Source organism: Corynebacterium nasorum (genome assembly GCF_030229765.1).
In the GTDB taxonomy this organism is placed as follows: Bacteria; Actinomycetota; Actinomycetes; order Mycobacteriales; family Mycobacteriaceae; genus Corynebacterium; species Corynebacterium kefirresidentii.
Window position 1 is genome coordinate 79,558 of the sequence record NZ_JASPGY010000007.1, and the last position, 24,060, is coordinate 103,617.

The window sequence follows — 24,060 nt, forward strand, 5'->3', positions numbered from 1 at the left end:
CGTTGACGTCCCCAACAAGTTATCCACAGCCCGCCTTCGCTGTACCTACTGCCTTAGCGCCCACGCCTTTATTCTCAGCGCCATGGCGGCACCCAAGATTAGCGAACGACTCCGCGAATTTACCCAACCCACCGGTGAGGAAGAGCTCCTCGCCGTCGATTATCCTCGCCCGCGTCTGCGCATTAGCCCGTGGCAAGCCTGCGCCGTGGCGGTCATTCTCGTCGTCGGCGTGGTGGCGTGGCTTGGCATCAACGCCCGCTCCGATGAATCCTCGGGCATGCCCGAGCCTGCGGCAATAAGCGGTGATTCTGGCACTGCACCCAGTGCAGAGCCCAGTGAAATCATCGTCTCTGTCATTGGCGAGGTGGCCGAGCCCGGCTTGCAGACCCTCGAGCCCGGCGCGCGCGTCGCCGATGCCCTCGACGCCGCTCAACCCCTTCCCGGTGCAGACACAATCGCGCTCAACCATGCCCAGCGGCTTTCCGACGGCCAGCAGCTCCACATCCTTCCCTCCGGCGCCGCCCCACCTCCCGCACCCGGCGAACCAGCCCCATCCGGCGGAAACGGCATCAGTACCGGCGGCGTGAGCCTGAATAACGCCACCGCGGAGGAACTTACAGAACTCAAGGGCGTTGGTGAGGTCACCGCGCAAGCTATCGTGGCGTACCGCGAGGAACATGGCGGCTTCCAAGATATTGAGGAATTACTCGAGGTCACCGGCATCGGACCGGCGAAGCTAGCGCAGCTTAAAGACCAGGTCCAGCTCTAAGCTGAGTACGAGCACGCGATGCGAGAACTGCGGCTCGTCCCCGGCGCGGCCACCGCTTGGCTGGCTGTCATTGCTGTGCTGCTAGGCGGCCGTGGCTGGGCAATCTTTATCATTGCGGCGGTCGTCGGGTGCTGCCTGATCGCCCGCCAATGGGGCCAAGCGCTATTTTCCGGAATGGTCGCGACAGCCGCGGCGCTGGTTGCCGCGGTGCGCCAGGCCCGTGCCGCTGCGTTCGACCTCGGCACCGAGGTTACCGGTCGCCTGACCACCGCGCCGACGCAGACTAGCACGGGCGGCTGGCTGCTCAAGCTCAAGGTGCCAGGGTATCCGACTCAACTGCCGGTCTTTAGCTCGGAACCGGTCCCGGCCGCTGCGGGCGCCGAACTCACGGCCAGGGTGGAGGTGAGGGAGTCGGATAGGGCGGGCGTCGGAAAGCTCAGCGCCACTGCCACAGACGTGCAGGTAACCGGTGAGCCCGAAGGCCTAGCCGGCTGGGCGGCCCACGTGTCCGACACATTTCGCGCGCTGGTTGTAGATACCGTCGGTCCTTCCAGGCAGGGCCTGATTCCTGGCATGGTGCTCGGCGATACTAGCCTGCAAAGCTCTTCAGAGCGCGACCTGTATATCATCACCGGCCTTTCGCACTTAAGCGCAGTTTCCGGTGCAAATGTCGCCATCGTGTGCTCCGCCGCAGCCATGGTCTGCGCCGCCTTCGCGCTGGGGCCACGCGCCCGCGTGGCTGCCTCTCTGTGTGCTTTGGCCACCTATGTTGTGCTCGTGGGTTTTGAGCCCTCCGTCCAGCGCGCGGCCGTGGCTGGGCTGGTGGGGCTGCTCGCCGTGCTTAATTCCACGCGCATGGAGCCGATTCATGCTCTTAGCCTCGGCATCATTGCCCTGCTCTTCGTGGATTCCGACCTCGCCGTGCACTTTGGTTTCGCACTTTCTTGCGCGGCGACGCTCGGCATCGTGGCGCTTAGCCCGCTCATTTATAAACACTTGGCCACAACCGGCTGGCCCGCCATTTTTCTGCGCGCGGTCGCTGTGGCCATTGCCGCCGATATCGTTACCCTCCCGCTAGTCGCACTCATGTCCGGCGAGGTCTCCGTGGTCTCCGTGTTGGCCAATATCCTGGTTGAGCCCGCCACCGTGCCGATTACCATCGTGGGGCTTATCGCCGCCGTCTTCGCCCAGCTCGGTCCACTCGATGTGCTAGGTGCGGGCTTGCTGCGCCTTATAGAACCCTTTTCGTGGTGGATTAATACCATCGCCCACGGCGTGGCCCACCTTCCGGTGGTCACCATCCCCGCTAGCCCGCTTTTTACGCTGCTTGCCTACGCCTGGATCATTGCCGGCCTCCTCTATCACCGCCCCTGGCTGACTCTGGCGCTGACGCTAGCGGGCATCGCCTGGCTCGGTGTGGCGGCAGGTTAGAATGGCGGGCATGCCTCCAGTACATCTCATCCTTGGCGACGATGAATTCCTCACCGAACGCGCCCGCCTGCAGATTCAGCGTGCCGCGGCCGAGGAGAGCAGCCCAACCGGTGCTCGCCCCGAGCTGACCAAGCTTAAAGCTTCCGAAGTCTCCGAGGGCGAAATCCTCGAGGCCACTAGCCCCTCTCTTTTTGGAGATAGCCGCGTCATCGTCATCAGTGACTGCGAGCGAGCCGGCAAGGAAGTAGTCGATATCATCCTGCGTGCCTGCGCGAACCCCGCGCCGGGCATGACCATGGTCATCATTTACTCCGTGACGGCCAAGACCCTAAAGAAAAAGAAGAAGCAACCTGAACTGGTGGCCAAGCTGCGCAAGATTGCCGAGGTTCACGAAGTCTTCTCGCTCTATCCCAATGAGCTGGGGCAGTGGGCCACCCGCGAATTCTCCTCCCACGGTGTGCGCCCGACCCCGGACGTCATCCATGCCGTGCTCGAAGGCGTGGGCTCTGACCTACGCGAGCTGGCCTCTGCCATCTCCCAGTTGGTGTCCGATACCGGCGGCAACGTCACCCGCGAGGCCGTGCAGAACTACTACGTCGGCGTGGCCGAGGTTGCCAATTGGGATATTGCCGATGCCGCCGTTGCCGGCCGCGTCGAAGCCGCCGTGTCCACCTGCCGCCGCGCCCTGCAGCTTGGCGCCAGCCCCGTGGCGATTGCCGCAGCGCTAGCCAATAAGGTCGGAGCCGTAGCCCGCCTGTATTCCGCCCGCGGGGACCAGTATTCTTTAGCTAGCCAAACCGGCCTAGCGCCCTACGTGGTCAAGATGACCCAGCCGGTGGCTCGCCGCTGGTCCGCCGATAATGTCACCAAGGCCGTCATCCTCGTCTCGGAACTCGATGCCGCCGTCAAAGGCCAAGGCGGTGAGCCCGAATTCGCCATAGAGGCGGCCGTCAAACGAGTCGCGGAACTGGCGCGATAAGCTAGAAGCTATGTCTGAGACGCAAGTGCAGGAATTCGCCGGTCGGCTCTTTGACATGGCACGCGAGGGCAGCTTGGACCTCCTGGCCTATATCGACCACGGCGTAAATATTGACCTCGTGAACCAGGACGGTCAGTCCTTCCTCATGCTCGCGGCCTATCACGGCCACGCCGAGCTGGTTATCGCACTTGCTCGCGCCGGCGCGGACGTTAATCTGCTCAATGACCGCGGCCAATCGCCCCTGGCCGGAGCCATCTTCAAGAAGGAAGACGCGGTCATCGACGCCCTCCTAGCTGCCCACGCCGATCCCACCGCCGGTCAGCCCTCCGCGCTGGATTCCGCCCGCATCTTTGGCCGAGAGGACCTTCTCCCGCGCCTGGGAAGCGAGGCAGGGGAGTGACCTGGACATCCTTTTTTACCCTCCTTCTTATGAATTTGGTGGGCGTTGCCTCACCCGGACCGGACATCATCTTGGTGACCCGTTACGCCACCCGATCGCGCCGCCACGCTGTCGCTGCGGCTGCAGGCATCCAAATCGGCGTGCTTTTTTGGTGCGCCGCCACCGTTTTCGGCGCCGCCGCGCTGCTGACGGCTTTTCCGGAAATTTTGGGAGCGGTTCAGGCCGTTGGCGGCTGCTTCCTGGTGTTTATGGGCTCGCGCGCGCTGCGCAGCGGTATCGCCCAACGCGCTAACCCGCCGGTTGATCTGGAAGACGCCGCCGCCCAGCTGGGCCGCCTGCGCACCGCTTTCAAAGTCGGCCTAGCCACGAATATGTCCAACCCGAAAATCGTGCTCTTCCTCGCCGCGATGATTGCCCCGCTGCTGCCGGCCAGCCCGCCCATCTGGTTGGCCATCGGGTTGACGCTGTCCTTATCGCTTTCGGCCTTCCTCTTTTTCCTCGTCGTTGCCACGGTAATTTCTACCAACGCCGTGCGCCGCAAGCTCATCGCCGCTGGTCCGTGGATCGATATCGGCTCGGGCCTGTTTTTCATTATCGCCGGCATCGTCCTTATTGTCTCCGGTGCGCAGAACCTCCTGCACTAAAACAGCCGCGGCATTCCCTCCGCCACCGTGTCGAGCACCCACTGGGTCCAGCGGGCGACGGTGGAGGCGCGCCGCCGGGACGTCGCCAAGCTCAGCCCCAATTCCTCCATCGCCGCAATAATCTCCGCGGTGCTGGCGACCGCGCCGCGAGCCAAGCTGAGTTCGAGCACCTCGCGAAATACCCGTCGCGCCGCCAACGTCCGTATGAGCGCCGCATTTCGGGCATCGCGCTGCGGCTGTTCGATAATTCGCCTCCCGAGCTCGGTGGGCTCCCAGGCCTCATCCACCGGCACCGCCAACCCCAGGTAGCGCGCGGCGTTGGCATAATAGTCCGCCTGCCGCGGATCGAAATCATAGCGCTGAGTAATCTCTGCCTTACTCAGCGGCTGCAGCGCCATGAGCTCCAAGAGGTTGACCACCCGCTCAAAGTTATTGGCCTGCGGAAAGGGCACCTCCGGCTCGACGTCGGGCTCCACCGCCCGAACGATATCCAGCGCTGCCTGCGCATCCAGGTGCGAGGCCGATAGTGCGTAGCGGGCGCTATCGACCAGCGCAATGCTGCGAAAATCGGCCGGATCCCTAAATTCATAGCGGTATAGGTGGAAAATGCCATTGGAATACACCAGGTAAACCGGTACCACTTCCTTTGCCAGGCGCTGTTGGAAGCGCCGGTAGGGAAAATAGAGCTGCCGGATATTGAAATCATCCGAGAGGTGATTTTTCGCCTCCACCAGCACTAGATGCTCGAGCGATTCAAAACCGCCGTCGATTTCCATCTGTGCGCGGTCCACCGCGACCTCCACGCCCAGGTCCGGCAGCCGCACCTGCATCTCGCGCGTGGACATGCGGCCTGCCACCGTAGCTTGCAAAGGCCCGCAGGCCAGAAAGTCTTCTAGCATCCCGCTTGCCGACGCCCCATTTAACGCCACCGCCTCCGAGCTCACCCTCTCCAACGAGAGGGTATCTAGACCCGCTGGCAGCTGCAGCGTACGTACCTCCCCGCGCTGTGCCTGCGGAAACTTCTCGTAGAGGTTGAACCGGCCCACCAAGTATTCGCTGCGGCTTACCGGCACGATGCCGAGCTGCAGGCGCTGAAAGATCCAAGGCCGCGAGGTGGAAAAATCATGCTTGGCCATCAACCGTGGCTGCCGAGCAGAGATTTTCTCCACTTCCCGCGCCCTGATGAAAAAATACCCGCGCCGTTCCAATTCTTCGCCGTAGCCAGCCGCCAAGATGCGCAGCCAACCCCAGTCATTAACGCCTAGCTTCACCGACTCCGGAACGCCAAAACGTGCCCGCAGCTCCTCCTGCAGCTCCCGCCCCGCGTGCGCCTTCGGCCCGCTAGTCACCGCTGACCTCATAATTGCGCACCAGTACCTCATCGACCTTGCCGCGCTTCGAAGCGACGGAATTGATCGCCCGCGTTGCCCCCACGATGCCTACCTCATAATCCGCATAGAGCTCTCGGATGAACTCGGTGGCTGAATTCGACAGCAGAAACTTTGCCCCGCGTTTGTCCAACTCATCGCAGACCTCTTTGAGCCGTTCTTGCTCCGCGCGGTCAAAGCCGCCCTTTTGATAGCCGGTAAACGAGCTCGTCACATTGACTGGGTCATAGGGCGGGTCGAAATAGACAAAATCGCCTTCGCCTGCTTCTGCCACCGCTGCGGCGAAATCGCCTTGGGAAAAGATCACCTCATTTTCCGCAAAATAGCGGTGCACCGCACGCAGCGTGTCTTCATCGCAAATGGTGGGATTCTTATAGCGCCCGAACGGCGCATTAAATTGACCTGCCGTATTCACGCGATACAGGCCGTTATAGCAGGTGCGGTTGAGATACAGCGTTCGTGCAGCACGCTCGACAGGGGAGAGGGCGGCAAACCGCTTCGCATCCCTGTCCACTGCGCGCAGCGCATAGAAAAACTCCGCCTCATTGGGATAGCTCACGAGCTCTGCAATGAGCTCGTCGACGCCGCCGCGTACCACCTCATATAGGTTGATGAGCTCAGCATTGAGATCATTGACCCGTGCGCTGGCTGGTTGGAGAGAGAAAAGCACCGCGCCGCCACCGATGAAGGGCTCATAAAACCGCCGCGGGTTATCCGCCGGTAGGGCGGCGTGGATATGTGGTAAGAGCTGGCGCTTCCCGCCCGCCCATTTCACCAGTGGCTTAACGTTTTTCATCGTTGACTCATCTTAGCGGCCCTACCCGACACGAGCACCATTGGGCTTTCGAACGTGCGGGCGGATAACTGGAGCGGATGGCTGGCCGCACAGATACTTTGGTTGTCTAACATCACAGCTTTGTTAAATAGTTCTATGACGGGCCTAAACGTACGGCCGGCCGGTAGTAAATTCTTCCCGTGCGCACGGCTGTTTCCATAGTCGAATATTAGGTAATAAAATCACCCCAAACGCCTTAGTTTGTAGGGAAATACCATTTTCACCTAAAGATTTAAGGGTTTAGAAAACGAAAGTAAGGCCCTTAGAGCGTCGGGACAGAAAGGGGCATTTATGCCGCGTATATCACAAATCCGAGTCGCTGCGCTCAACCTCGTCATCGAAGCCGGATACGGCGGGTTTACTATGGAGGAACTCGCCCAAAAGGTAGGCGTTTCCCGCCGTACCCTTTTTAATTACATAAAAGACAAAGAATCGGCAGTTTTAGGTCCCGAATTTTCGGAGGAACTAGAGCACCAATTTCAGAATTTCGCCGCCGGGCTGCCCACCGGAAGCCTGCGCGAAGATTCTGAAATCGTGGCCAAAGCCGTATTTGACCGCGCCGTGGGTGATGAGTTCTTCCCCGAAATTTCCCAGCTGACGGCCCAGGCGCTAGCTAAGGATACGAAGCTGCGTGCCCTGTATTACCAGCGCAATAGCCGCACTATTGAGCGCCTCCGCCAAGCCGTGCAGGCCCGTGAGGGCTGGAAATCCTCCGATTCGCGCCTCACGCCGACCGTCAACATCATCCACACCCAGTTCCTGACCGCCTTCGAGATTTTTGTGGAAACCCGTGGTGGAACTTCGCTTAATGAAGCCTTCCGCAACGCCGGTGCCATCTTCGAAGATTACTTCAACGACGAAATCGCCTAAGCCTCCCCGCTCGGGTCTAGGCTAAGAAAATCCCCCGGTGCGCTCCGTAGAGTGCGACCGGGGGATTGTCAGTGCAATGGCTCTTAGTCCATCTTGTTGAACGCGGAAGCCATGCCGGACTTCTTGTTGGCTGCAGTGTTGCGGTGGAAGACACCCTTGGACACGGACTTGTCCAGGGCGCGGGATGCCACGCGCAGCTGCTTTTCAGCAGCAGCCTTGTCGCCAGCGGTAACGGCCTCGCGGAACTTGCGGATCTCGGTACGGACGGCGGAGCGAACGCTCTTGTTGCGCTGGCGTGCCTTCTCGTTGGTGATAACGCGCTTCTGCTTGGACTTGATATTTGCCATGAAAAATACCTCTTAGTAATCGAAAGTGATTGACGTAGGAACCGACCTACTCGGACTACTCCCGCGGCCAGCAATCGCTGGCACGCTCGGCGCTGGTATTCGAAGAGCGAACCCAAGGTCCTGCCCGCCCCGACCAACGCGCCCGGCAAGTAAGTAACCAACATACAATAGCAGTACCGAACCCGACCTGCCAAAACTCTCAGCATGGCCGCCGTCTGTGCGACTGGTTAGGCCCAGTGGTAGCGCGCGCGTAACCTATTCGCGATTCTTTCGAACCGGCGTTCGGGAAAAAGTGTGCCTTGTCGGCGCACCTGTTCTTCGGAAACCTCCAGCAAGCGGTCGAGGCGCACCCAGCAATCGCACCCGGATTCGTCCCACTCGCCGGCGCCGATTTCCAGCCAGGCGTCGTCAAGCGCATGCTTCGGGTTGGGGGAGATAAGCAAACCCATCACCGTGGTGCGCGTGCGGCCGACAACCAGGATGGCGCGCTCACGCGGCGGGGCCTGCTTGCCTTCGGCCGGGGCCCATACCCAGACCACCTCGCCGGAATCAGCCTGGCCATCCATATCGGGGGAGAAAAATATGGAGCGGGGGTGAGAGGCGGTGGCCTCGACCCGGATATCAGCGGCCTTGCGCGGCTCGTGGAACTCGTCCGACCTATCCAGCCCCAACCGGGAATTAATGCGGGTCAGGCCGGTGTCTATGGGCTCGCGCTCGCTGATTCCCAGCGCTTGGCGCAGTCGGGTGAGCATGGCGCTTTTCATGTCGACTATTGTAGACGTATGTCTGAAAACTTTGCGGCCACGACGTTTACGGATCCCGCCCGAATCCGAAACTTCTGCATTATTGCTCACATCGACCACGGCAAGTCGACGCTGGCGGACCGCATCCTGCAGCTATCCAAGGTGGTTGCGGAGCGCGATATGCGTGACCAGTTCCTCGATAATATGGACATCGAACGCGAACGCGGTATCACCATTAAGGCGCAGAACGTGCGCCTGCCCTGGGTACCCCAGTCCGGTCCGGACGAAGGGGAGCAGATCGTCCTACAGATGATCGACACTCCTGGCCACGTGGACTTTACCTACGAAGTCTCCCGCGCCCTCGAGGCGTGTGAAGGCGCCATCCTGCTTGTCGACGCCGCCCAGGGCATCGAAGCCCAAACCCTCGCCAACCTGTACCTGGCGATGGAAAACGACCTGGAAATCATCCCGGTCCTCAATAAAATCGACCTGCCGGCCGCCGACCCGGAAAAGTACGCGCTGGAAATCGCCAATATCATCGGCTGCGAGCCAGAAGAGGTCCTGCGCGTATCCGGCAAGACCGGCGAGGGTGTGGTCGAGCTGCTGGACAAGGTCTGCGAGTTGGTGCCGCCGCCGTCCTCCGAGTACGACGCGGATGCGCCGGCCCGCGCCATGATTTTTGACTCCGTTTATGACACCTACCGCGGCGTTGTGACCTATATTCGCATGGTGGATGGCAAGCTCACCCCGCGCCAGAAGGTCACCATGATGTCGACCAACGCCAACCACGAGCTGCTCGAAATCGGCATCGTGTCCCCTACGATGCAAAAGTGTGAGGGCTTGGGCCCCGGCGAGGTGGGCTACCTCATTACCGGCGTAAAGGACGTGCGCGAGACCAAGGTGGGCGATACCGTCACTTGGTCCAACGGCGGCGCTGAGACTCCGCTCAAGGGTTACAAGGACCCGGACCCGATGGTCTATTCCGGCCTTTTCCCCATCTCCCAGGCCGATTTCCCAGACTTGCGTGATGCTTTGGAAAAGCTGCAGCTTAACGACGCCTCCCTTACCTTCGAGCCCGAAACCTCCGTCGCCCTCGGCTTTGGTTTCCGCTGTGGGTTCTTGGGCCTATTGCATATGGAAATTACCCGCGACCGCTTGGAGCGTGAGTTCGGCCTCGATCTGATTTCTACCGCGCCGTCGGTGACCTACCGCGTGGTGGCCGAAGACGGCGAAGAAAAGTGGGTTCACAACCCGTCTGACTGGCCGGAAGGAAAGCTTAACGAGGTCTACGAGCCGGTGGTGAAGATGACCGTCATCGTGCCCGAGCAATTCGTCGGCCCCACCATGGAACTTTGCCAGTCCAAGCGCGGCCAGATGGGCGGCATGGATTACCTCTCCGAGGACCGCGTGGAACTGCGCTACACCATGCCGCTTGGTGAAATCATCTTCGACTTCTTCGATATGCTCAAGTCCCGCACCAAGGGCTACGCCTCGTTGAACTATGAAGAGGCCGGCGAACAGCTCGCGGACTTGGTCAAGGTCGATATCCTGCTCAACGGCAACCCGGTCGACGCCTTCTCCGCCATCGTCCACCGCGATTCCGCCCAGTGGTACGGCAATAAGATGACCAAGAAGCTTAAAGAGCTCATCCCGCGCCAGCAGTTCGAGGTGCCGGTGCAGGCGGCCATTGGTTCGAAGATCATCGCCCGCGAGAATATTCGCGCCATGCGCAAGGACGTGCTGGCCAAGTGCTACGGCGGCGATATCTCCCGTAAGCGCAAGCTGTTGGAGAAGCAGAAGGCCGGTAAGAAGCGCATGAAGACGCTGGGCTCCGTCTCGGTGCCGCAGGAGGCTTTCGTGGCCGCGCTGTCTACCGACGCCGACGATTAACCCCGTACCCCCTATTGGCAAAGTGGAGCCGAATAGATTCTTAACATTTCGTTAACGGCTCCCGGGGTGCGGCCGGCAAAAGTTCAAAGTGAGCTGCTTCTATAGGGCGTCCCCACGGCCGGGGACGCCCTTTTAATCTAGTTGCAGTCGGTGTTTTAGCGGCGTTAAATTTCGATTTGAAAGCGACCGATGACTCGCCTGGTGAGCCACAGCCACTTTCGACCTGCCCCGCAAATTCTTGACCAAGGTTGGATTTTTAATGAAGCTTCGCTCTCGCGCTGTGGCCCTTTGCGCCGCCGCAGCCGCCACTACGTCCCTTGTCCCCGGCGTTGCCCAGGCAGCCACCACGACCCCAATTGAACACGTCGTTGTCATTTACTCGGAGAATATTTCCTTCGACCACTACTTTGGAACCTACCCAAACGCCCTGAATAAGGACGGCGAAAAGCTGCAGGGCAGCGACAAGGACGCCCCAAAATTTACCGCCAAGAAGGACACCCCCAAGGCGAAAAACCTCGAAAATGATGGCGTAATGGGGGACAAGAACCCCAACTCCGTCAAGCCTTTCCGCATCGGGCCAGACCATGCAGTAACTACGGACCAGAACCACCACTACGGTGATGAACAGGCCGCATATAACGGCGGCAAGATGGACAAGTTCCCGGAGACTGTATCCACCGACATCGATAAGTCTTCCAACGGCTATTATGTCGTTCCAGGCATGACTATGGGCTATTACGACGGCAATACCGTCACCGGAATGTGGAACTACGCGCAAAACTTTGCGATGAACGATAATAGTTACTCCACTATCTTCGGCCCATCCACCCCAGGCGCGCTGAATCTGATTTCCGGAACCGTGGCCGGCGGGACCATGCATGACCCAGCCACGGGCGAGCAGAAGAAGATCGAACCTGGCAAGAACCACGCCCTCGCTGGGGTATCCGAAGATGGTAAGACCGCCACTGTTGTCGGCGACCCAGATCCGCTTTACGACGACTGCTCGAATAACTCTTCCACCGGCACCAACCAGGTCACCGCGATGCACTCCAAGAACATCGGTGACCAGCTCAATGACAAGGACGTCACTTGGGGCTGGTTCCAAGGCGGCTTCCGGCCAACCGAGGAAGCTACAGACGACGCTCGCGCACGCTGCGGCGCCTCCCACACCACGCTGACCGGCCAGAACAAGACGGACTATAACCCGCACCACCAGCCGTTCCAGTACTACGCTTCCACCGCGAATCCGCACCACTTGGCGCCGTCGAGCGATGACATGATTGGCAAGACTGACCGCGCCAACCACCAGTACGATCTGCAGGACTTCGATACCGCTCTGGAGCAGGGCAACCTGCCGGCCGTGTCCTTCCTGAAGGCTGCCAACTACCAAGACGGACACGCCGGTTACTCCAACCCGCTAGACGAGCAGGCCTTCATCACCCATTACATCAATGAGCTGCAAAATTCCCCAGAGTGGGATTCCACCGCGGTCGTTATCGCCTACGATGACTCCGATGGCTGGTACGACCACAAGGCCCCAGAAATCCGCAATGGTTCCAATGACCCGCACCAGGACAAAGAAATCTGCACCGCCGCCGCAGCAAAAGTAGGCGTTGCCGGCGGAAAGGACGGCCAGTGCGGGCCGGGTACCCGCCAGCCTTTGCTGGTTATCTCCCCATACGCGAAGACTAACCACATCGACTCCACTTACACCGAGCAGACTTCCGTCACCAAGTTCATTCAGGACAATTGGGGACTCGGCCGTCTAGGGGGCATTGCCTTTGACGAGCGCGCCGGCGAGCTCAACAACATGTTTGACTTCAACGCCGCCCACAAGGCCCCGAAGCTTTTCTTGAACGAGACCGACGGTACCGTGGCCAAGGACTACGCCTCCATTGAAAAGGTGGATAATTCCTCCCGCGCCGGCACCAACCTCAAGGACGTCGTCGAGGGCATGGACGACCCCAAGGTCACCGAACAGGGCGTTCCCGACATCACCAAGCTGCACCAAGATGCGAAGCCACAGCCCGGTGCGAATAAGCCCGATAATTCGAGTTCCAGTTCTTCCGCTGGTTCTTCTAAGGGCGGTATCATTGCGGCTATCCTTACGGCTCTGGGCGTCGGCGCAGGGGTTGTCGCTTGGTACATGAATGGCCACCCCGGCCTAGACCTGAAGAAGCTGCAAGATTTTAAGCTCCCGCCATTGCCCAACCTCCCGTTTTAATCAATGAAGACCTTCCATATTGCCACCGCCGCGGTGCTTGCCATCGCGGCCATAGCTCCTACTGCCGTCGCCCAAAGCTCCTTGAGCTCTCTCGGTTCTAGCTCGTCTAGCTCGCGAGACTCGCGGCCGGCGGCGTCGACAAGCAAAAGCACGAAGCCGAAAGAACCACAGCTAAATGTGCGCGACGTGTATTCATGTCCTACGCCGGAGAAGGTACAGGGGCAGGCATCGTGGAAGGTCTATAACACCTCGGGGCTTGCGCTCACCGTCTACGTGGCAGATGATGCGGGCAACGCCTACCAGGTCCTCGAGCGTGTAGGCACCCCAGCCAAGCGCGCCTGGGCCCCGAAACTGCAGGACGGCACATACCACCTCACCTGCGTTTTCCACAATGATTCGGCCGTGAAATCTGATGATTTTGCGGTCACCGGTTCCACCATCACCGATGCTCCCAAGATGGTCCCCATTACTGACCGCGAGGTCGCGGCCGTGGCCATTCAGCAAGCGGACAGGCAGAAAAAGCGTGTGCCCGAGCTACAGAAGAAAGCCCACGCTCTTGCTAAAGCCACCTCGAAAGATCGCCGCGCTGCCCAAGCGGCCTACCTTGACTACCTCGAGACCTACCGATCCTTCGACGATTCCAGCGAGATGTGGCCGGGGCCCGGCTTGGAGGGATACATGGACGTCGAAAAGCTGCTGTGGTCCAAGCACCCCGTCAAGGATGCGGCGAAGCCTGCCCGCGCGCTTGCCGACGCCGTCGATAAAACCGCCCGCGCCCTCGATACCTCCCATTTCGCCATTCCCGCACCCGACTACGGCCTGCGCACCCATGAAGTAATGGAGGAATTCGAGCGCTTCGATATGCGCGGCGAACGCGATTTCGGCGCCCATGCCCTGCCCACCGTGCTGCGTGGCGATGTCATTTCAACCCGGCTGACGCTGGATGCCGTCCGCTCCCTTGTCGAGGGCCGTGGGCTCGATGCTTCGCCCATCTATGAGCAGCTGGATGAACTTGACAAGCTCGCCGCAGAGTTCGATAAAAAATATGACACCGCTTTTGATAAGTGGTCCCAGAAGGACCGGATGCGTGTGCAGTCCGCCGTCGCGCGTGCCAATGAACTGCTTGCCCCTGTCGCCACGATGACCGTAGTCAGAAGGATGGATTAGTGCCCTGCCCGTTTAATTTTTCCCGCCGCTCGTTCCTCTCTGGGCTCGCGGCCACCGCCGCGCTTTCTGGCCCGGCAGCAGCTGCCAATGCGCAGTCCAGCCTCGCGGGCTCTTCCTTTGGTTCCTCTAAGCGAAGCGAAGGCGCTGCTGACCATGCTTCTCCATCGCCGCGCAACGAGGCGGACGCTCCGCTCGAACTTCCTTTCCACGGCGAGCACCAGCAGGGGATCGTGACCCCAGCCCAAAAGTATTCCGAGGTCGTCGCCCTCGATGTACAGTTCACCGAGAAATCGCGCTTAGAGAAGTTGCTTCGCACCATGACCGAGCGCGCCCGCATTCTCACCTCCGGCGGCGCTACTGCGGCCGATGGCATTGCCTATCCCGCCGGCGATTCCGGGGAGCTAGGACCTAAGCTTCCCACCGATAGCTTGTCCATTACCCTCGCCGTGGGCAATTCGCTTTTCGACGACCGCTTCGGCCTTAAACCCCACAAACCCGCCCACCTAAGTTCCATGCAGGCCTTCGCCGATGACACGTTGGAGGAGGAGCTATGCCACGGCGACCTCGCCCTGCAGATTTGCGCCGACCAGCACGATACCGTCATTCACGCGCTGCGCGATATTTTGCGGCACACCCGTGGAGATGTGGCCGTGCGCTGGCGCCAAAACGGTTATATGAATGAACCGCGGCCGTCTGGCACCCAGCGCAACCACCTTGGGTTTAAAGACGGCATCGTCAATCCAGCCGAAAAGGATCAGGACAAGCTGGTTTGGGCCGGTACGGATGAGCCGGACTGGGCCGCCGGCGGCAGCTATATGGTGGTTCGACTCATCGCTATGTATACGGAATTCTGGGATCGCATCTCCATTGCTGAGCAGGAGCAAATCTTCGGCCGCGACCGTGCAACCGGTGGCCCGCTTTCCGGTGGCGACGAATATGCCGAGCCCAACTACCTCGACGATGCCACCGGCGATGTCATTCCCACCGACGCGCATATTCGCCTGGCGAATCCGCGTACGCCAGAAACCGCGGACCAGCTCATGCTGCGCCGCGCCTATAACTACGACAATGGCGTGCGCGATAACGGCACCCTCGATGTCGGCCTCGTCTTTATCTGCTTCCAGCAGAACTTGGAGCGTCAGTTCATTACGGTGCAAAAGCGCCTCGAAGGTGAACCCCTAGCGGACTATATTCGCCCCTATGGTGGTGGCTATTTTTATGCTTTGCCCGGCGTCACTGATGACTCCGACTTTTTCGGCCGCTCCCTCCTCCAAGCCTAGAAATGCTTCACCGACTCGCACTGTGCGGGAAAGCCGTGTGATCTGGGAAGCGTCCGCCCAAAAAATGAGGGCAGGGTCTTCAGCTTGAATTGGCCCACGGCGGGACCCAGACTATTCGGCCCCGCCGCCGCGCTAACCGGCCGCGCACCGGCGGGGCGTTCGGGTCATCGTCATTGACGCCGTTGTGGTACGGACACGCCACACTGAGATTCGCCATATTGGTCTCGCCGCCGTGTTTCCACGCCCGCAGATGATGAATCTGGCACTTATCAGCCGGATAATTGCACTCGGCCCACGGGCACGTGGGGTTTTCCGCGCCCGCCATTAGCCGCTGCTTGTCCGAGGCATGCCGCGAGGTGCGATACAGGTTTACTGCGCCCTCATAGGGATGGACGAGCGTGACAAGTCCGCAGTCGGCAAGGCGCTTTTCCACCAGTTTGGCGCCGCTGATTTCGGCCCCATTGGTCAGCCGTAGGGTGATTTCTTCTCCACCGCCAGAGAGAATCTCGTCCAATTCATCGAGCTGGATGATGATATTCGTCATCGCGGCAGGGTGCGCCGTAGCTCCGCCGCGGAAGAAAATATTCTCCACGGAATCCAAGGGTTTCTCTTCGCTGATGCTGGCGTGCAGGTCAGCGATGAAATCGGAATCACCGGTAATCGAAAGCGTCGACGGCCCGCCCTTGCGCCGCGTCATCCGCACCCCCTTCTCCGGCTGCCGCGGCGGATACATCTCCTTCAACCGCGTGCGGGCAAGATGCTCCACATCCCGGTCTGTCGCGCACAATTCAGCGCGCAGCGCCCACGCGTCCCGCTTGGATTTCGTGCGGGAGACGTACTTTTCGATGATCTTCAACGTCGCTAAGCAATGCTTAGTCGCCCGGCACGAGCGCTGCCGGCGGGTGAAGGAGGTGGGGCCAAAGTAGACGTCGGCAAGCGCGAGTAGGCTACGAGCTTCCTGCCGGGGCAGGCCCAGCCGACGCAGATCCGCCTCGCGCACGCCGGAGACCTCGCCGAGAAGCTCCATCGGCGAGGCAAGTTGGCGGGCGTAGTCCTGCAAGCGGGTCATGCCCGTGAGCATAAGACACCCCGCAAGGCCGCAGTAGCGCCCCCGCGTGAGCCTGTGGATAACTCGCCTCTCCCGTCACACCACCCCCGAACCCACCCGGCAGCCTGTGGATAACCTGCGGTACCCTCGAATGCGAAAGCGAGAAAAGGAGCCCACCATGACTGACCCGACCAAGCGAATCCGTCCTACCAACCCCGGACGCCTGGCTGCCCCACGCCAGGCCCAGCAGCTGCCGCCCCTGCCGGTGACTCGGGCGCGCATTGGCGAGCAGATGGCCACCGAGGTCTTTCAGGAAATGGGCGAGGAGATGCTCGAAGAGTTGCAGAACTTCCGCCGCGATCTGCACCGCAACCCGGAAATCGGCCTGGACCTGCCGCGTACGCAAAAGAAGGTCTTGGAAGCGCTCGAGGGCCTACCGCTGGAGATCCACGTGGGCCAGGATTTGAGCTCGGTGGTGGCCGTGCTGCGCGGCGGCCAGCGCGGCGAGCGGCCGGTGTCGGTGCTTTTGCGCGCGGACATGGACGCCCTCGAGGTACGCGAGCAGACCGGCAGCCCGTTTGCCTCGACGAATGGGTATATGCACGCCTGCGGCCACGACCTACATACCGCCGGACTGGTGGGCGCAGCACGGATTCTGTGCGAGCATCGCGAGGAGCTGCACGGCGACGTTACCTTTATGTTCCAGCCCGGCGAGGAAGGGCCGGGCGGCGCGCTGCCGATGATTGAAGAGGGCGTGCTCGATGCCGCTGGCCGACGCCCCATTGCCGCCTACGGCCTCCACGTTGGCCCGCAGGACCGCGGCACGTTCCACTACGTGCCAGGCCCGATGATGGCTAGCTCGTCCAACCTGACCATTACTGTGCTGGGCAAGGGCGGGCATGGCTCTCGCCCACACGATGCCATCGACCCGGTGGCGGCGCTGGCGGAGATCCAAATGTCGCTGCAGACCGCACTGACCCGCCGCTTCGATGCGCTCGAGCCCATCGTTATTACCGTGACCAACCTGTGGGCCGGAGACGGCGCGTATAACGCCATTCCGGAGCGCGCGGCCTTGGGTGCGACGGTGCGCGTGCTGCGCGATGAGAAGATCGACGCCGTGCGGCAGATGATCACGGAGGTCTCCAGTTCTGTCGCTGCTTCGCACCGGTGCACCGCACAGGTGGATTTCGAGGTTTTGTACCCGACCACCAAGACGAATCCGCGGGAAAATCAGTTTGCCGCCACCTTGTGGAGCCAGATGTTTGGCACCGAAAACGTCCAGCCTTTCGATGCCCCGATGATGGCCTCCGAAGACTTCGGCTACGTCCTCGCGCAAGTGCCGGGCACGTTTATGTGGATGGGCACGGCCAATCCAGACAAGCCCGAAAATGAGCGCGAGTGGAACCACTCTCCGATGATGCGTTTCGATGACTCGGTGCTGGGAATGCAGTCCGCGGCACTGGCGGCCGTCGCATTTGAGCGCTTGGCCACCGAAAACGAGCACCCGTCCGCGCAGACGAAGGCCATGCGCGATGCGGCCGGGGTGCAAAAATAATTCATCCCTAGGGATTATGGCCGCTGGCTTAAGCTTTAGGCCATGATCAGAACGAAGTGGAGCACGGCCGGTATCGTTGCCGCTTGTGCGGTGGCGAATTGGCTTATCGGCGTAGTACTGATGAGCATGGATATCGAGGAGTATTCACCGTCGTTTGAGGAGTACGGGCCCTATATCTGTACCGGTTTTGCGGTGGGCGTGGTGACGATTATCGCCCTGCCCTTTGCGTTAGAGCACCAGCCGCGCGAGCTTTCCGACGTCGACTATAGCGACTCCACCCGTAGCTTCATCGCTGGCTGTATCGTGCTGCTGGGGTCGAGCTCCTATTTTGGTGCGGCTAGTGGAGTCGTGGCTTTCATTTCCATGGTCTCGCGCCGCTCGACTTCGCGCTCGGTGGCCGCAGTGGCGTGCTTCGTGGCGGCGTTTGCGATTGATGCGTTCTTCAACCCCTATATGGCCTGGGACGATATCGGATGGGTTGGTGCCATCTTCGTTGTGGTCGTGATAGTCGCGGGGTTATTGGTAGGCCAAAAGCGCGCCAATCTGCGCGAAAAGCGGTGGCGGGTGGAGCAGCAAGCCCGGATGAATCGCGAAGAGATGCGTGCCAAGGTAGAACGCGCGCGGCGAGAGGAGCGCGAGAATATCGCGCGGGACATGCACGATACGCTCTCGCATCGGCTGAGCCTTGTGGCCATTCATGCGGGTGCGCTGAGCTATCCGCGTGAAGGCGTGCCGGCCGAGTTCACAGACGCAGCGCGCACCATCCGCGCGGAGGCCCAGAACGCGGTAGAAGATTTGCGCACCGTCCTTAGCGCTTTACGTGAAGATCTTTCCCAGGATCCGCGCACCACCTTAGAAGAGCTAGTCGCGAGCGCGCAGGAGGCCGGCACGCAGGTGACCGTGACCTACGCGGACGGTGCCAGCCCGGATGTTTTTACTGGGTTGTCCACGATGGCGCAGCACGCCGTGCACCGCGCAGTACAGGAGGGCCTGACCAATGCGCGCAAGCATGCCGCAGGCCAGCCGGTGAGCATCACGGTGCGCGAGGTGGCCGGTGAGGTGGGCGTCGAGATGCGCAACCCGCTCCCAGTGGCTAAGGCCGAGGAGCGCGCAGGTAGCGGCGTCGGCGGCTACGGGCTGGTGGGACTGCGCGAGCGTGTGGAGCTATCCGGCGGGCGCATGAATGTCCACGTCGGCGAAGAAGGCGAGGAATTTGGATGGAGTATCCGTTTACCGCTAGCGCGCCAGGAGGCCACGCAATGAGCGAAATGAGTTGGCAGTTGCGCCATCCCGATTACGGGCTCATGCGCATTGACCTAGAAGAAACCACGACCCGCGAGGGATGGACAGGAAAGTACTTAGACTCTAAGCGCAGTCTTTTTACCTCTATGGTCGACGGAACTTCGCGCAAGCTCAGCTATACCGATACCGATGCTTCGGCCTATAGCGTGGAATTCCTGCGCGGAAATAGCGATGATAATGCGCCCGAAGACGCAGATCGCATCGAGCTGGTGGAGCGCCGTGGCTATATCGTGCCACAGTTTCGCGGGCAAGGAGCGAGAGTGATGTTTGCGGCGGTGGGGGAGCCGGGCGTCGATAAGCGGCTGCATCGGGTGAACCTGTGGGCGTTGCTCTTGCAGACGGCGCTGACATTCATTGCGGCCACACTAGTCATCGAATTTTTCCCGAAATTCTTCGAAAAGATAAACGAGATTCTCGTGCCCTCGTTCCTCAACGGCGTAGTGGCAGGCCACGCCACTATAGTGCCGGTAGCGCTGGCGAGTCTTGTGGTGCTTACAGTGGCGTATACGCCCGTCGCGTCGAAGTTCTGGCGCGCGCGGTGGAATCAACCAGTGGGAAAGGAAGCATGATGGCAGATACCCTGCGCGTGGTGCTGGTTGATGACGAGGCTCTAGTCCGCAGCGGCCTGCGCCTGCTGCTATCCAACGCGCCCGATATCGAGGTCGTGGCCGAGGCGAGCAATGGCCGAGACGCGGTGGCTACCGTGCTCGACGCGCAGCCCGATGTGGTGTTAATGGATATTCGCATGCCGGTCATGGATGGCATCGCGGCCGTGGAGAAGATTCTATCGGTCCACGCCATGCCGATAATCATGCTTACGGCCTTTGATACCGATTCCTTCATCCTGCGGGCCCTGCGCGCCGGGGCGGCCGGGTTCTTGTTGAAGTCGACGCCGCCGGAATCGCTCATGGCGGCCGTGCGTGCGGCCGCGGCGGGGCAGCCGTTGTTGAGCCCGCAGGTCGTCGACAAGCTGGTGGGCATGCAAAGCCCCGCGCTTTCCGACGCCCATTCACACCACACCCGCACCGCTCGCACCCGGCTTTCCACTTTGAGCTCGCGCGAGCGGGAAATAGCCGGGCTGGTGGCCCAGGGCTTGAATAATCAAGAAATCGCCGAGCAACTGGTGGTGTCCATGGCGACGGTGAAGTCGCATATGCAGCATATTTTGAAAAAGATCGGCGGCACCAGCCGCGTGCACATCGCCATTATGGTCTTAGAGGCGCGTGGCTAAGGCCGGAGAATCCTCCCTGCGGGGGATACCGCGCCGCCGGCGGGCCGGCTTAGACTGGTGCACGTTATGAAATTGTTCCGAAAATCCGACGAAATGCTCCAGCGTCCGCTGTGGCAGAAAATTCTCATCGCAGTAATCGCTGTCGTCGGCGACGTGTTGGCCGCCTCGGATAGTGTTTCGGTAAATGATGTCTCAGAGAATCGGGTGCTTGTTATACTTGCGGTGTTGGTCGGAACTTGGGCGCTTTTACCTTTGGCTTTGCGCCATGCCGTTGGGGAGCGTGACCCGCGCAGCACGCAGCCTGGCCCGCGCAGTGCATTGGTAGCCGCAACCATTATTTCGGCGACGGTGACGATTGCTGAGTTCCGGCCTTCGGTATTTATAGCGGCGTTTTCTGCGGCCTCGCGCCGCAGCCGGTTGTGGATGGCGCTGGTATGCACGGCCATGGTGCTCTCGGAGTTGGTCGATTTTGATATATCTCGAAGCGAAGGGCTTAGTGCGCCCGGGAAGTTGGGATTTTTCTCTGGCATCATCCTCCCAGCAGTAGTGGTTTTAGTCGTCGGGTTGGTTCGCTCGAACCAAAAAGAGCGCACGATTGCGCTGCAGGCGCAGGCGGAGCTCACGCATGAGGAAATGACCACCCGGGAGAATTTTGCGCGGCAGGAAGAACGCGACCGGATCGCGCGGGATATGCACGATACACTCTCGCATCGACTGAGCATGATTGCGGTCTACGCCGGCGGGTTGGCCTACCGCAAGGACCTAGATCCGGAAGAGACACGGAAGTCCGCGCGCACGATTCGCGATGAAGCCGAGGCCGCCGTGGGGGATCTGCGTGAGGCGCTGCACTCGCTGCGCAGCGAGGGGCGCATCGATCCGCGCGAGGGCGTGGAATCGCTGGTGGAGCGTTCCCGCCAGGCGGGCATGGACGTGGAAGTGCGCTACCAGGCGGGCGCGGGGCCGCAATCGCTGGAGGAGCTGAGCACCATGGCCGGCCACGCGCTCAACCGCGTGGTCCAGGAGGGCCTGACCAACGCACGCAAGCACGCACCGGGGCAGCCGGTTACCATCACCATCGCCACGCTTGCCGACGCCCTGTCTATCACCATGTCTAACCCCACCGCCCAGACTGGGGAAAAGGCAGGCGTGCACAGTGGTGGGTACGGGATCGTCGGCATGCGCGAGCGCGCTAGTGTTGTGGGCGGATCATTGCAGGTACAAGACTGGGAAGAAAGCTTCTCGTGGACGCTGCGCCTGCCAAGGAAGGAAGAAAAGTGAGTGAAATTCGGGTGGTGCTCGTCGACGATGAGCCGCTGCTGCGCCACGGCCTGCGCATGATCTTGGAAGGCGCGCCGGGCATTAGCGTCATTGGCGAGGCCGGCAACGGCAAGGAAGGCATCGAACTTATCCTGGCCGAGGAACCTGATGTGGTGCTGATGGATATCCGCATGCCGGTCATGGACGGCATCGAGGCGACGGCGCAGTTGCATTCGCTCGCCGGCGCGCGTGATATCCCGGTGGTGATGCTCACTGCTTTTGATACCGACGAGTTCATCCTGCACGCCCTGCGCGCTGGGGCGGTGGGATTCTTGTTGAAGACGACGGCGCCGGAGGCGCTGGTGGCGTCGGTAAGAGCAGCGGCCCAAGGCCAGCAACAGTTAAGCCCGAAGGTGCTAAAAAACCTGGTGGGGTTGGCAGACACGCCGCCGCAGCCGGAACAGGAGATGATTCAGCCCAGTGGGCTAGATGAGCTTAGCGAGCGCGAAAATGAAATCGCCCAGCTGGTGGCCCAGGGGCTGAGCAATGCCGAGATTGCCGAGCAGCTTTTCATCTCGCTGACCACGGTCAAGACGCACATGAAGCACATCCTGGCCAAGATCGATGGCACCAACCGGGTGCATATTGCCATTGCAGTGCTTGGCGGCTAGCTCCTGCTCGGTGCGGGACCGGCTAGGGCCGACGGAAAATGGCGGAGACTAGCCCGATAAGCGCAATGGCGCCGACGATGATGGAGGCGGCCGGCCAGTATTGCGGGTAGTACTTGAGCGTGTAGCCAAAGACTTGGCCGTCATCGAAGTGCTGCCACAGTGTTACAGGCATCCACCACAGCTTGGTCAGGGTGAGCAGCGCGCCCACGAGGCCGGCGGCAACGCGGCTGCCCCCACGCAAGAAGAAGCTGGCCGCAACCAGCAGTACGCCCGCGATGGTCAGGGCGAAGAGGAGGGGAGTTTCGGTGCCCAGCGGAGAGCCGCGCAGCAGGAACTCGTGGTCAATTTCGTGTTGTTCGATGAGGGTATATCCATCGAGTACGACGTCATCTGGGATTCCCATTATTTCTCCTTATTAGTGTCCGGGGGCGGCTGGGGCGCCTGAGGTGGCATAGGGAAGGCCGACGGAAACGCGGAAATCTGCCACCCTAGAACCGGGTTGTACATCTATTATAGACAAATCTGTCTTAGAAGGCGTAGTCTGAGGCCTTTGACTCGATACAAGGAGACAGTGTGATTATTACCGGACTTCTCACCGGCATCGTCTTCGGTGCTGTGCTGCAGCGCGGGCGCTTCTGCGTGACCGGCATGCTGCGCGATATTTTCCTCACTAAGACCTGGCGCGGTTTTACCGCTCTGCTCATTTTGATCTCGGTCCATGCTTTTGGCCTTACCCTGTTGACCGGCGCTGACGTGCTCTCTCCGGAGATTGCTGATTTCAAACCAGTAGCCGTCATCGTTGGCGGCTTCATCTTTGGCCTTGGCATCATCTTGTCTGGCGGCTGCGCTTCAGGCACGTGGTACCGCTCTGCCGAGGGCCTAGTTGGCTCGTGGATTGCGCTGCTGTTTTATGGGCTATCGGCCGCGGCGATGAAGTCCGGTCCGCTGGCTGGGGCGAATGATTGGTTCAAGCAGTGGAGCCTGCCGGTAACCACCATCCACGACGCGCTGCATATCTCGCCGTGGATTCTCGTGGCTGTGCTGTGGGGCGTGACCTTTATGCTGTGTCGCCACTACCGCGCCAAGGATGCCGGGCGCCCGAAGGTGGACTTGGGCCAGCCGTGGTACGCCAAGCCGTTGAATATGAATATCGCGGCGGTTGCTGTTGGCATCATCGGCACGGTGGGTTTCGTACTCTCTGCCGACGCCGGCCGCAATGGTGGGCTCGGCATTACCACGCCGACTGCGGATATCGTGCGCTGGGCCGCCACCGGTGATTCCGTGCGCATGAATTGGGGCACCCTGTTGGTCATCGGCCTTCTGGTGGGTGCTTTCATTGCCGCGAAGTCCGCCGGCGAGTTCCGCGTGCGCGTTCCGGATGCACAGACTGCAACCCGCGCTATTTGGGGTGGCATCATGATGGGTGTGGGTGCTTCGCTGGCTGGCGGTTGCACCGTGGGCAACGGCATGGTGGAGACCTCCTTGTTTAGCTTCCAGGGCTGGGTATCGTTGTTCTTTATGGCACTCGGCGTGGGTGCGGGCGCACGCCTATGGCTCAAGCCGAAGAAGGCGCAGGGCCACCAGTCACGGCAGCCGCAGACCTACTCCACCGAGGAGTCCGTGGATAACTCGGCGGTCTCCGCCGAGGAGAAGGTGCTGCCGAGCTTTGCCTCTGCCACCGGGGCAGTGGCGCTCAAGACCAAACCGCAGGCCAAGGAAAAGGCCCGTGCTCTAGGCGGTGGGCGCTACGCGCTGGATACCCTCGGTGCAGTCTGCCCGTTCCCCTTGATTGAGGCCAAGCAGGTCATGGCGGAGCTAGAGCCTGGTGAGGCGCTGGTCATTGATTTTGACTGCACCCAGGCCACCGACTCGATTCCGCAGTGGGCGGCCGATGAAGGCCATGAGATTCGTGATTTCCATCGCGCGGGCGATGCCGGCTGGCAGGTCACGGTAGTCAAGGGCGGCTAATTACATCATTGTCAGCTACTATGTGGAGGCAGAAGAATCGCGCGTGATTCTTCTGCCTCCT

General features: G+C 60.9%; 23 protein-coding genes. 17 read left to right on the plus strand and 6 right to left on the minus strand.

Translation table 11 applies throughout. The features are described from left to right. The first annotated feature begins 82 nt into the window (after positions 1-82). The 5 genes from QP904_RS08425 to QP904_RS08445 are packed head-to-tail and all read left to right on the plus strand — an operon-like array spanning position 83 to position 4,223. Positions 83-769 (plus strand): ComEA family DNA-binding protein, encoded by a 687-nt coding sequence (locus QP904_RS08425; RefSeq protein ID WP_200288744.1) that lies wholly within the window; start codon positions 83-85, stop codon positions 767-769. Positions 770-787: 18 nt separating this feature from the next. Next, complete coding sequence (locus tag QP904_RS08430; RefSeq protein WP_284835866.1) at positions 788-2,200, plus strand: ComEC/Rec2 family competence protein; 1,413 nt, start codon at positions 788-790, stop codon at positions 2,198-2,200. Position 2,201: 1 nt separating this feature from the next. Further along, complete coding sequence (gene holA, locus QP904_RS08435; protein WP_284835867.1) at positions 2,202-3,179, plus strand: DNA polymerase III subunit delta; 978 nt, start codon at positions 2,202-2,204, stop codon at positions 3,177-3,179. 10 nt (positions 3,180-3,189) lie between these two features. Next, positions 3,190-3,579: an ankyrin repeat domain-containing protein gene (locus tag QP904_RS08440; RefSeq protein WP_284835868.1), complete on the plus strand. Its 390-nt coding sequence runs from the start codon at positions 3,190-3,192 to the stop codon at positions 3,577-3,579. After that, entirely contained in the window at positions 3,576-4,223 is a 648-nt protein-coding gene (locus QP904_RS08445) for a LysE family translocator (protein ID WP_284798736.1), read from the plus strand. The genes QP904_RS08440 and QP904_RS08445 overlap by 4 nt, the downstream gene beginning before the upstream one ends. Here the strand turns inward: QP904_RS08445 and QP904_RS08450 are convergent. Together QP904_RS08450 and QP904_RS08455 are read right to left on the minus strand one after the other, a co-directional pair. Further along, entirely contained in the window at positions 4,220-5,572 is a 1,353-nt protein-coding gene (locus QP904_RS08450) for a type II restriction enzyme (RefSeq protein WP_284835869.1), read from the minus strand. The two genes, QP904_RS08445 and QP904_RS08450, sit on opposite strands and share 4 nt — an antisense overlap. Continuing rightward, the gene (locus QP904_RS08455) at positions 5,565-6,407 is read right to left on the minus strand and encodes a DNA adenine methylase (RefSeq protein ID WP_284835870.1); all 843 of its coding nucleotides are present in this window, start codon (positions 6,405-6,407) and stop codon (positions 5,565-5,567) included. The genes QP904_RS08450 and QP904_RS08455 overlap by 8 nt, the downstream gene beginning before the upstream one ends. 330 nt (positions 6,408-6,737) lie before the next feature. Between QP904_RS08455 and QP904_RS08460 the strand changes: the two genes are divergently transcribed. Next, on the plus strand, positions 6,738-7,316 hold the full coding sequence (locus QP904_RS08460; RefSeq protein WP_284835871.1) for a TetR/AcrR family transcriptional regulator: 579 nt from the start codon (positions 6,738-6,740) through the stop codon (positions 7,314-7,316). Positions 7,317-7,399: 83 nt separating this feature from the next. Here the strand turns inward: QP904_RS08460 and rpsT are convergent, their stop codons facing one another. Together rpsT and QP904_RS08470 are read right to left on the minus strand one after the other, a co-directional pair. Then, complete coding sequence (rpsT, locus tag QP904_RS08465; RefSeq protein ID WP_049361613.1) at positions 7,400-7,663, minus strand: 30S ribosomal protein S20; 264 nt, start codon at positions 7,661-7,663, stop codon at positions 7,400-7,402. A gap of 227 nt (positions 7,664-7,890) precedes the next feature. Then, the gene (locus QP904_RS08470) at positions 7,891-8,427 is read right to left on the minus strand and encodes a type II toxin-antitoxin system PemK/MazF family toxin (protein WP_023031165.1); all 537 of its coding nucleotides are present in this window, start codon (positions 8,425-8,427) and stop codon (positions 7,891-7,893) included. 18 nt (positions 8,428-8,445) lie between these two features. Between QP904_RS08470 and lepA the strand changes: the two genes are divergently transcribed. The 4 genes from lepA (at position 8,446) to efeB (ending at position 14,967) form a co-directional block, all read left to right on the plus strand. Then, the gene (lepA, locus tag QP904_RS08475) at positions 8,446-10,296 is read left to right on the plus strand and encodes a translation elongation factor 4 (protein ID WP_284835872.1); all 1,851 of its coding nucleotides are present in this window, start codon (positions 8,446-8,448) and stop codon (positions 10,294-10,296) included. 259 nt (positions 10,297-10,555) lie between these two features. Continuing rightward, positions 10,556-12,520 carry a phospholipase C gene (locus tag QP904_RS08480; protein ID WP_284835873.1) on the plus strand — a complete coding sequence of 655 codons (1,965 nt, stop codon included), beginning with the start codon at positions 10,556-10,558 and terminating at the stop codon, positions 12,518-12,520. 3 nt (positions 12,521-12,523) lie between these two features. Beyond that, a complete protein-coding gene (locus tag QP904_RS08485) occupies positions 12,524-13,687 on the plus strand; it encodes an EfeM/EfeO family lipoprotein (RefSeq protein ID WP_284835874.1) in 1,164 nt (387 codons plus the stop codon). Next, on the plus strand, positions 13,687-14,967 hold the full coding sequence (efeB, locus tag QP904_RS08490) for an iron uptake transporter deferrochelatase/peroxidase subunit (protein WP_284835875.1): 1,281 nt from the start codon (positions 13,687-13,689) through the stop codon (positions 14,965-14,967). Before QP904_RS08485 ends, efeB begins: the two co-directional genes overlap by 1 nt. Positions 14,968-15,046: 79 nt before the next feature. Here the strand turns inward: efeB and QP904_RS08495 are convergent, their stop codons facing one another. Further along, a complete protein-coding gene (locus QP904_RS08495; protein ID WP_284835876.1) occupies positions 15,047-16,036 on the minus strand; it encodes an HNH endonuclease signature motif containing protein in 990 nt (329 codons plus the stop codon). A gap of 157 nt (positions 16,037-16,193) precedes the next feature. On the opposite strand from QP904_RS08495, the gene QP904_RS08500 reads away from it, so the two are divergent. From QP904_RS08500 to QP904_RS08525, 6 genes are all read left to right on the plus strand, one after another. After that, a complete protein-coding gene (locus QP904_RS08500) occupies positions 16,194-17,570 on the plus strand; it encodes a M20 metallopeptidase family protein (RefSeq protein ID WP_284835877.1) in 1,377 nt (458 codons plus the stop codon). Positions 17,571-17,612: 42 nt separating this feature from the next. Further along, on the plus strand, positions 17,613-18,833 hold the full coding sequence (locus QP904_RS08505; RefSeq protein ID WP_284835878.1) for a sensor histidine kinase: 1,221 nt from the start codon (positions 17,613-17,615) through the stop codon (positions 18,831-18,833). Further along, a complete protein-coding gene (locus tag QP904_RS08510; RefSeq protein WP_200288751.1) occupies positions 18,830-19,441 on the plus strand; it encodes a hypothetical protein in 612 nt (203 codons plus the stop codon). The genes QP904_RS08505 and QP904_RS08510 overlap by 4 nt, the downstream gene beginning before the upstream one ends. Beyond that, positions 19,438-20,103, plus strand: a complete 666-nt coding sequence (locus tag QP904_RS08515; RefSeq protein ID WP_200288752.1) for a response regulator — start codon at positions 19,438-19,440, stop codon at positions 20,101-20,103. Before QP904_RS08510 ends, QP904_RS08515 begins: the two co-directional genes overlap by 4 nt. A 66-nt stretch (positions 20,104-20,169) precedes the next feature. Then, positions 20,170-21,381, plus strand: coding sequence for a sensor histidine kinase (locus QP904_RS08520; RefSeq protein WP_200288753.1), 1,212 nt, complete (start codon positions 20,170-20,172; stop codon positions 21,379-21,381). Further along, positions 21,378-22,031 (plus strand): response regulator, encoded by a 654-nt coding sequence (locus tag QP904_RS08525; protein ID WP_200288754.1) that lies wholly within the window; start codon positions 21,378-21,380, stop codon positions 22,029-22,031. The genes QP904_RS08520 and QP904_RS08525 overlap by 4 nt, the downstream gene beginning before the upstream one ends. Positions 22,032-22,053: 22 nt before the next feature. On the opposite strand, the gene QP904_RS08530 is transcribed toward QP904_RS08525, so the two are convergent. After that, entirely contained in the window at positions 22,054-22,434 is a 381-nt protein-coding gene (locus QP904_RS08530) for a hypothetical protein (RefSeq protein ID WP_200288755.1), read from the minus strand. Positions 22,435-22,604: 170 nt separating this feature from the next. On the opposite strand from QP904_RS08530, the gene QP904_RS08535 reads away from it, so the two are divergent. Further along, the gene (locus QP904_RS08535) at positions 22,605-23,999 is read left to right on the plus strand and encodes a YeeE/YedE thiosulfate transporter family protein (protein ID WP_200288756.1); all 1,395 of its coding nucleotides are present in this window, start codon (positions 22,605-22,607) and stop codon (positions 23,997-23,999) included. Positions 24,000-24,060 lie beyond the last annotated feature (61 nt).

Excerpts from the sequence above, each read along its gene's own strand:
- QP904_RS08425 (WP_200288744.1), top strand. The coding sequence starts at position 83 with ATGGCGGCACCCAAGATTAGCGAACGACTCCGCGAATTTACCCAACCC.
- QP904_RS08430 (WP_284835866.1), top strand. The coding sequence starts at position 788 with ATGCGAGAACTGCGGCTCGTCCCCGGCGCGGCCACCGCTTGGCTGGCT.
- holA (WP_284835867.1), top strand. The coding sequence starts at position 2,202 with ATGGCGGGCATGCCTCCAGTACATCTCATCCTTGGCGACGATGAATTC.
- QP904_RS08440 (WP_284835868.1), top strand. The coding sequence starts at position 3,190 with ATGTCTGAGACGCAAGTGCAGGAATTCGCCGGTCGGCTCTTTGACATG.
- QP904_RS08455 (WP_284835870.1), bottom strand. The coding sequence starts at position 6,407 with ATGAAAAACGTTAAGCCACTGGTGAAATGGGCGGGCGGGAAGCGCCAG.
- QP904_RS08460 (WP_284835871.1), top strand. The coding sequence starts at position 6,738 with ATGCCGCGTATATCACAAATCCGAGTCGCTGCGCTCAACCTCGTCATC.
- rpsT (WP_049361613.1), bottom strand. The coding sequence starts at position 7,663 with ATGGCAAATATCAAGTCCAAGCAGAAGCGCGTTATCACCAACGAGAAG.
- QP904_RS08470 (WP_023031165.1), bottom strand. The coding sequence starts at position 8,427 with ATGAAAAGCGCCATGCTCACCCGACTGCGCCAAGCGCTGGGAATCAGC.
- lepA (WP_284835872.1), top strand. The coding sequence starts at position 8,446 with ATGTCTGAAAACTTTGCGGCCACGACGTTTACGGATCCCGCCCGAATC.
- QP904_RS08480 (WP_284835873.1), top strand. The coding sequence starts at position 10,556 with ATGAAGCTTCGCTCTCGCGCTGTGGCCCTTTGCGCCGCCGCAGCCGCC.
- QP904_RS08485 (WP_284835874.1), top strand. The coding sequence starts at position 12,524 with ATGAAGACCTTCCATATTGCCACCGCCGCGGTGCTTGCCATCGCGGCC.
- QP904_RS08495 (WP_284835876.1), bottom strand. The coding sequence starts at position 16,036 with ATGACCCGCTTGCAGGACTACGCCCGCCAACTTGCCTCGCCGATGGAG.
- QP904_RS08500 (WP_284835877.1), top strand. The coding sequence starts at position 16,194 with ATGACTGACCCGACCAAGCGAATCCGTCCTACCAACCCCGGACGCCTG.
- QP904_RS08505 (WP_284835878.1), top strand. The coding sequence starts at position 17,613 with ATGATCAGAACGAAGTGGAGCACGGCCGGTATCGTTGCCGCTTGTGCG.
- QP904_RS08510 (WP_200288751.1), top strand. The coding sequence starts at position 18,830 with ATGAGCGAAATGAGTTGGCAGTTGCGCCATCCCGATTACGGGCTCATG.
- QP904_RS08515 (WP_200288752.1), top strand. The coding sequence starts at position 19,438 with ATGATGGCAGATACCCTGCGCGTGGTGCTGGTTGATGACGAGGCTCTA.
- QP904_RS08520 (WP_200288753.1), top strand. The coding sequence starts at position 20,170 with ATGAAATTGTTCCGAAAATCCGACGAAATGCTCCAGCGTCCGCTGTGG.
- QP904_RS08530 (WP_200288755.1), bottom strand. The coding sequence starts at position 22,434 with ATGGGAATCCCAGATGACGTCGTACTCGATGGATATACCCTCATCGAA.